This window comes from Xanthomonas euvesicatoria pv. euvesicatoria (genome assembly GCF_020880415.1).
Taxonomy (GTDB): Bacteria; Pseudomonadota; Gammaproteobacteria; order Xanthomonadales; family Xanthomonadaceae; genus Xanthomonas; species Xanthomonas euvesicatoria.
On sequence record NZ_JAJIUJ010000048.1, the window covers coordinates 46,930 to 54,074 of the forward strand.

The following is a 7,145-nucleotide window of genomic DNA, read 5'->3' on the forward strand; positions in this document are numbered from 1 at the left end:
AATCGGAGGTTCCGCTCGGCATCCCGGGCATCTTCCCCCCATCCTAAACGCATATCTCAATGTCAGCTCCCCACTCTACCGATCGTTGGATCGTCCTCAAGTTCGGCGGCACTTCGGTGTCGCGTCGTCATCGCTGGGACACGATTGGAAAACTGGCGGGCAAACGGGCGCACGAGACCGGCGGTCGCGTGCTGGTGGTGGTGTCTGCATTGTCGGGCGTGACCAACGAGCTCACCGCCATTGCCGACGGCGCCGCCGATAGCGCACAGCGCGTGGCGGCACTGGACCAACGCCATCGTGAGTTTCTGGCCGAGCTCGAACTGGACGCCGATGCGGTGCTGGGCGAGCGACTGGCCGCACTGCATGCGTTGCTGGGCGACGCGCGCGCTGCAATGCGCACGCTGGACTGGCAGGCCGAGGTGCTGGGGCAGGGCGAGTTGCTGTCGTCCACCATCGGTGCGGCGTACCTGCATGCCAGCGGCCTGGACATGGGCTGGCTGGATGCGCGCCAATGGCTGTCGGCGCCGCCCCCGCAGCCGAATCAGAGCGAGTGGTCCAAGCGGCTGTCGGTGTCGTGCCAGTGGCAGTCCGATGCCGATTGGCGCACGCGTTTCGCCGCGCAACCGACACGCTTGCTGATCACGCAAGGCTTCATTTCGCGTCATGCCGATGGCGGCACCGCGATTCTGGGCCGTGGCGGTTCGGATACCTCGGCGGCGTACTTCGGTGCGCTGCTCGGCGCCAGCCGCGTGGAAATCTGGACCGATGTGCCCGGCATGTTCAGCGCCAACCCGAAGGAAGTGCCGGACGCGCGGCTGCTGACCCGGCTGGACTATTACGAAGCGCAGGAAATCGCCACCACCGGCGCCAAGGTGCTGCATCCGCGTTCGATCAAGCCGTGTCGCGACTCCGGCGTGCCGATGGCGATCCTGGACACCGAGCGCCCCGATCTGCCGGGCACCAGCATCGACGGCAATGCCGAACCGGTGTTGGGCGTCAAGGCGATCAGCCGCCGCAACGGCATCGTGCTGGTGTCGATGGAAGGTATCGGCATGTGGCAGCAGGTCGGCTTCCTGGCCGACGTGTTCACGCTGTTCAAGAAGCATGGCCTGTCGGTGGATCTGATCGGTTCGGCCGAGACCAACGTCACCGTGTCGCTGGATCCTTCGGAAAACCTGGTCAACACCGACGTGCTGGCGGCGTTGTCGGCCGATCTGTCGCAGATCTGCAAGGTCAAGATCATCGTTCCTTGCGCGGCCATCACCCTGGTCGGGCGCGGCATGCGTTCGCTGCTGCACAAGCTCTCCGACGTGTGGGCCACGTTCGGGCAGGAGCGCGTGCACATGATTTCGCAGTCGTCCAACGACTTGAACCTGACCTTCGTCATCGACGAAGCCGATGCCGACGGTTTGCTGCCGATCCTGCATGCCGAACTGATCGACAGCGGTGCAATGCCGGTCAGCGAGGGCGAGGTGTTCGGCCCGCGCTGGCGGCAGATCATCGGCTCGGTACGTCCGCGTCCCACGCCGTGGTGGCATGCCGAGCGCGCGCATCTGCTGTCGCTGTCCAAGGCCGGGACGCCGCGTTACGCGTACCACCTGCCCACGGTGCGTGCGCGTGCGCATGCGCTGGCGCAGATTGCCGCGGTGGATCAGCGCTATTACGCGATCAAAGCCAACGCGCATCCGGCCATCTTGATGGCGCTGGAACAGGCCGGCTTCGGGCTGGAGTGCGTCTCGCACGGCGAATTGCGCCGCGTCTTCCAGACGCTGCCGGAGTTGTCGCCGCGGCGCGTGCTGTTCACGCCGAGCTTTGCGCCCAAGGCCGAATACGAGGCGGCCTTCGCGCTGGGCGTGACGGTGACCGTGGACAACGTCGAAGCGCTGCGCAACTGGCCCGAGGTGTTCCGTGGCCGCACGATCTGGCTGCGCATCGACCTGGGGCACGGCGACGGCCATCACGAGAAGGTCAACACCGGCGGCAAGGCGTCCAAGTTCGGCCTGTCGTCCACGCGCGTGGATGAATTCGTCGATGTGGCGCGCACGCTCGAGGTCACCATCACCGGCGTGCATGCGCATCTGGGCAGTGGCGTGGAGACCGGCGAGCACTGGCGGATGATGTACGACGAGTTGGCCGGCTTCGCGCGTCGCATCGGCACGGTAGAGACCATCGACATCGGCGGCGGCCTGCCGATTCCGTACAGCGCCGAAGACGAGCCGTTCGATCTGGAGGTGTGGGCCAAGGGCCTGGCCGAGGTCAAGGCGGTGCATCCTGGCTACCGCCTGGCGATCGAGCCGGGCCGCTATCTGGTGGCCGAAGCCGGCGTCTTGCTGGCCAGCGTCACCCAGGTGATCGAGAAGGACGGTGTGCACCGCGTGGGCCTGGATGCGGGCATGAACACCTTGATTCGCCCGGCGTTGTACGACGCCTGGCACGACATCGAAAACCTCAGCCAACTCGACGCGCCGGCCGGCGGCATGTTCGATATCGTCGGGCCGATCTGCGAATCGTCGGACGTGTTCGGCAAGCGTCGCCGGCTGCCAGCGGCCACTGCACCGGGCGATGTGGTGCTGGTCGCCGATGCCGGTGCCTACGGCTACACGATGGCCAGCACCTACAATCAGCGCGAATTGCCGCGCGAAGAGGTGATCGATGCGTCCACTGGCTGAGTTCGTCGTACTCAGCACGTTGGCCGGTGGCGTGGCGATGGTGTTTTCCACCGCCATCGATATCGCCGGGCAACCGACCCCGTGGACCGACAGCTTGAAGTGGGCAATCCCCGCATTGGTCGCTGCCGGCCTCGGCGCGTGGAGCGCAGCGTTCTGGCAACGTCGGCGTGCCCGGCAGGCACGCGCGCAGCGCGCCGGCGGCATGGCATTGCGCACCGTGGTGTTGAGTGCGCTTGGCTATCTGCCGGCGTTGCTGCTGTATCTGCTGGTCGCGTTGGCCATCACCGGCGACGCAACGGTGATTCGCTCGGATGTGATGCTGCTGTTGTTCGTGATCGGTTGCCTGCCGTTGCTTTGGGCGGCGGTGCCGTTTTCCATGATTGAATATGTCCTGTGCCGACGTTATCTGCGTCGTGTACGTGTTTCTGCAGGTAGTCCATGAGCGCTTTCGACAAACATCAGATGTCCACCTTCCGTTTCGTGCGTTGCGCACTCGACGCGCAGACCGGCGTGGCGACGCTGGTGTATGCCTTCGATCAAGGCCCGGAGCTGGTCGAGACCGTTGCGGTGCCGGGCGCTCCGTTCGTGCTAGAGGGCGCGCGGGCAACTGCCGTGCAACAGGCGCTGCGGCTGCTGCATCTCATTGCAGGGGTCAGTTATTTCAAGGCCGCGGTGCCGCCGAACATCGCCATCGACAGCTACGGCATCGATGCCGAGACGGCCGCGCTGGTGGAAAGCGTGTATCTGCACGGCCTGGGCGAATTTGCCTACCGCAATGGCTTGGATCTGCACGGCAAGATCCACTTCCCGGTGGAGGCGCAGGCTTCTGCCGCCGCGCCGGCGGTGGGGTTGCGCGAGCATGCGCTGGTGGCGATCGGCGGCGGTAAGGATTCGCTGGTCAGCATCGAGGCGCTGCGCCAGGCCGGCCTGGCGCAGACCGTGAGCTGGATCGGCGGTTCGCAACTCATCCGTGCCTGCGCAGAGCGCACCGGGTTGCCGGTACTCAACATCGGCCGCGTGCTGGCACCGGAATTGTTCGAACTCAACCGCCAGGGCGCGTGGAACGGGCATATCCCGGTGACCGCGGTGAACTCGGCCATTCTGGTGCTGGCAGCGCTGCTCACTGGTGTTGATCAGGTGGTGTTCTCCAACGAACGCTCGGCCAGTTACGGCAGCCAGATTCCCGGCACCGGCGAGGTCAATCACCAGTGGTCCAAGGGCTGGGCCTTCGAACAGGCGTTCGGCGAGTACGTGCAGCGGCACGTGGCAGCCGATCTGCGCTATTACTCGTTGCTGCGGCCGCTCTCGGAGTTGGCGGTGGCGCGGCAGTTCGCCAAGACCGATCACTACGACGCGCATTTTTCCAGCTGCAACCGCAACTTCCACATCATGGGCGAGCGCCCGGTGCACCGCTGGTGCGGCGTGTGCCCGAAGTGCCATTTCGTGTTCCTGGCGCTGGCGCCGTTCATGCCCAAGACACGGCTGGTCAACATCTTCGGGCGCAATCTGCTCGACGATGCGACCCAGGCCGGCGGCTACGACGCGTTGCTGGAATTCCAGGACCACAAGCCGTTCGAATGCGTGGGCGAAGGCCGTGAATCGCGCGCGGCGATGGCGGTGCTGGCCAGCCGCGCGGAGTGGAAGGAGGACGCGTTGTTGAAGCGCTTCATCCGCGACATCCAGCCGCAGCTCGACCCAGATGATCTGCAGGTCGAGCCACTCATGGCCATCGATGGCGAGCACCGGATTCCGCCGGCGCTGTGGGAGCGCGTGCGTGCGAATTTCGCAGCTTGAAGGCAAGACCGTTGCGTTGTGGGGCTGGGGGCGTGAAGGACGCGCGGCGTACCGTGCGCTGCGGACGCGCCTGCCGACGCAAGCGCTGACGGTGTTCTGCAACGCCGAAGAGGCGCGCGAGATTGATGCGCTGGAAGATGCGGCCTTGCAGGTGGAAACCGCTGCCAGCGCGCAGGCGCTGGGGCGATTCGAGATCGTCGTGAAGTCGCCCGGCATCAGCCCGTATCGCGCCGAGGCATTGGTCGCCGCCGCGCAGGGCACGTGCTTCATCGGCGGCACCGCGCTGTGGTTTGCCGAACACGCGCAGGCGGACGGCAGCGTGCCCGGTGTCATCTGCGTCACCGGCACCAAGGGCAAGAGCACCACCACGGCGCTGCTGGCGCACCTGCTGCGCGCGGCCGGGCATCGCACCGCGTTGGTCGGCAATATCGGCCAGCCCTTGCTGGAAGTGCTGGCACCGCAGCCGCCGCCGGCGTATTGGGCGATCGAGTTGTCCAGCTACCAGACCGGTGATGTCGGGCGCAGCGGCGCGCGCCCGGAACTGGCACTGGTGTTGAATCTGTTTCCCGAGCATCTGGACTGGCACGGCGATGAGGCACGCTATGTGCGCGACAAGCTGTCGCTGGTGACCGAAGGCCGGCCGCGGATCGCCTTGCTCAACGCTGCCGACCCGCTGCTTGCCGGCCTGCAGTTGCCGGATAGCCAGGTGCGTTGGTTCAATCATTCCGCCGGTTGGCATCTGCGTGGCGACGTGGTCTATCGCGGCGAACAGGCCATTTTCGATACCGCCGATGTGCCGCTGCCGGGCGAGCACAACCGCCGCAACCTGTGCGCGGTGCTGGCGGCGGTAGAGGCCTTGGGCCTGGATGCGGCGGCACTTGCGCCGGCGGCAGCGAGCTTTCGTCCATTGCCCAACCGCCTGCAGTTGCTCGGCAGCGTGGACGGCATCAGCTACGTCAACGATTCCATCAGCACCACGCCGCATGCATCGCTGGCTGCCCTGGCGTGCTTTGCGCAGCGACGCGTGGCACTACTGGTCGGTGGCCATGATCGCGGGCTGGATTGGCACGATTTCGCCCAGCAGATGGCGCGGCAGGCGCCGCTGGAAATCGTGACCATGGGCGCCAACGGCCCACGCATCCATGCATTGCTGGCGCCGCTGGCCGAGGCGGGGCACTTCGGCCTGCATGCGGCCAACGATCTCGAACACGCCATGGGACTGGCGCGCGCTGCGCTGGGCCAGCAGGGCGGTGTGGTGCTGCTCTCGCCCGGGGCGCCCAGCTTCGGCGCCTACAGCGACTATGTTGCGCGCGGCCGCCACTTCGCGCAGCTGGCAGGGTTCGACCCGGCGGCAATCAGCGCGATTGACGGACTGGGTGTGCACTGAAGGCGGCTAACGCACCGGCTGCACTCATCGGCTGGTGGGCATGGCCGATGCTCGGCAATGGTATGTGCCGCTCGCACACCGCTGTGCCTGCGCGCTGTTCTCCGCCACCAGATGGATGTTCGTTGCCTGTTGGTCGCCGCGCCAACGCCAGCGCCGCCGCGGTGGCGCGATCGCCTCGAAAGCACGCATGCGCAGCGCATGCGAACGCGCAGGTGCGATCGGACTGACTGCCTGCCGCCACCGTGGCCGGCAGCGGCGACGATGACCTCTCCTGCACGGCAGCAGCGCCTACACTCGCCGCACCATCCTGGGAGCAAGCACATTTACAAGCAACGGACATGGCGTGGCATTGGGTTGATCGGTGTTCTGGCTTCGCTGGCCTTCCCCGCAGCAGCGGCGATGCAGGCCAAGCCGCTGGAATGGAAGATCGGCAAGGACACCTATAGCGGCGTGCTGGTGTACGACGATGCCGGCGATGCCAAGCGCCCGGGGCTGGTCATGGTGCCCAACTGGCGCGGTGTCAACGACTCGGCGGTGACCAAGGCCAAGCAGCTGGCCGGCGACGATTACGTGGTGCTGGTGGCCGACGTGTATGGCAAGGGCAAGCGCCCGGCCAACGACAGCGAGGCTGGGCAGTTCGCCGGCGCCCTGAAGAAGGATCCGCCGGAGTTGCGCGCACGCGCACTGAAAGCGGTAGAGGTGCTCAAGGCGCAGGCCGGCAAGGCGCCGCTGGACGCAGCGCGCATCGGTGCGGTGGGTTTCTGCTTCGGCGGCACCACGGTGCTGGAGCTGGTGCGCTCAGGCGCGCAGCTGGCCGGCGTGGTGAGCCTGCATGGTGGCATCGCGACTCCCAGCCCGGCCGCCGCCGGCTCGGCCAAGACGCCGCTGCTGGTGCTCAACGGTGCCGACGACAAGAGCGTGAGCAAGGCGGATATCGCCGCGTTCGAAACCGAAATGAATGCGGCCGGCGCAGATTGGCAATTCGTCAATTTCAGCGGCGCGGTGCATTGCTTTGCCGAGGCCGACGCCAACAGCCCGCCGGGCTGCCTGTACAACCCGCGTGCGGCCAAGCGGGCGTATCGCATGCTCGGCGATTTCTTCGACGAGCGCTTTGGGCAGTAGCCGGGATTGGTGATTTGGGATTGGGGATTCGCAAGAGCGAAGTCCCGTCCTTCAGCGAATCAAACCCCCGGGTTTTTGCTCGGGAGTTTCGCTGATCAATCATTCGGCTAACCGATGTCGGGACGCGCAAAACCGCGATCAAGCCGCCTTTGCGAATCCCTAATCTCCAATCT

Annotated in this window: 5 protein-coding genes and 1 other RNA gene; all 6 read left to right on the forward strand. The window is 66.1% G+C overall.

What is annotated here, in order from left to right; all coding sequences use genetic code 11:
• Window positions 1–59 precede the first annotated feature (59 nt).
• The 6 genes from LN450_RS08490 (at window position 60) to LN450_RS08515 (ending at window position 6,972) form a co-directional block, all read left to right on the forward strand.
• Window positions 60–2,669, forward strand: a complete 2,610-nt coding sequence (locus tag LN450_RS08490; protein WP_011348103.1) for a bifunctional aspartate kinase/diaminopimelate decarboxylase — start codon at window positions 60–62, stop codon at window positions 2,667–2,669.
• The gene (locus LN450_RS08495) at window positions 2,653–3,111 is read left to right on the forward strand and encodes a hypothetical protein (RefSeq protein ID WP_008572403.1); all 459 of its coding nucleotides are present in this window, start codon (window positions 2,653–2,655) and stop codon (window positions 3,109–3,111) included. The genes LN450_RS08490 and LN450_RS08495 overlap by 17 nt, the downstream gene beginning before the upstream one ends.
• Window positions 3,108–4,463: a UDP-N-acetyl-alpha-D-muramoyl-L-alanyl-L-glutamate epimerase gene (gene murL / locus LN450_RS08500; RefSeq protein WP_011348102.1), complete on the forward strand. Its 1,356-nt coding sequence runs from the start codon at window positions 3,108–3,110 to the stop codon at window positions 4,461–4,463. Before LN450_RS08495 ends, murL begins: the two co-directional genes overlap by 4 nt.
• The gene (gene murD / locus LN450_RS08505) at window positions 4,444–5,850 is read left to right on the forward strand and encodes a UDP-N-acetylmuramoyl-L-alanine--D-glutamate ligase (protein WP_011348101.1); all 1,407 of its coding nucleotides are present in this window, start codon (window positions 4,444–4,446) and stop codon (window positions 5,848–5,850) included. The genes murL and murD overlap by 20 nt, the downstream gene beginning before the upstream one ends.
• Window positions 5,851–5,912: 62 nt before the next feature.
• Window positions 5,913–5,988: non-coding RNA, sX9 sRNA (locus LN450_RS08510), on the forward strand.
• A 183-nt stretch (window positions 5,989–6,171) separates the two neighbouring features.
• Window positions 6,172–6,972 carry a dienelactone hydrolase family protein gene (locus LN450_RS08515; protein ID WP_008572408.1) on the forward strand — a complete coding sequence of 267 codons (801 nt, stop codon included), beginning with the start codon at window positions 6,172–6,174 and terminating at the stop codon, window positions 6,970–6,972.
• Window positions 6,973–7,145: the final 173 nt, after the last annotated feature.

Bases quoted from the DNA above. Each gene is read 5' to 3' on its own strand.
- murL (WP_011348102.1), top strand. From the start codon at position 3,108: ATGAGCGCTTTCGACAAACATCAGATGTCCACCTTCCGTTTCGTGCGT.
- LN450_RS08490 (WP_011348103.1), top strand. From the start codon at position 60: ATGTCAGCTCCCCACTCTACCGATCGTTGGATCGTCCTCAAGTTCGGC.
- LN450_RS08495 (WP_008572403.1), top strand. From the start codon at position 2,653: ATGCGTCCACTGGCTGAGTTCGTCGTACTCAGCACGTTGGCCGGTGGC.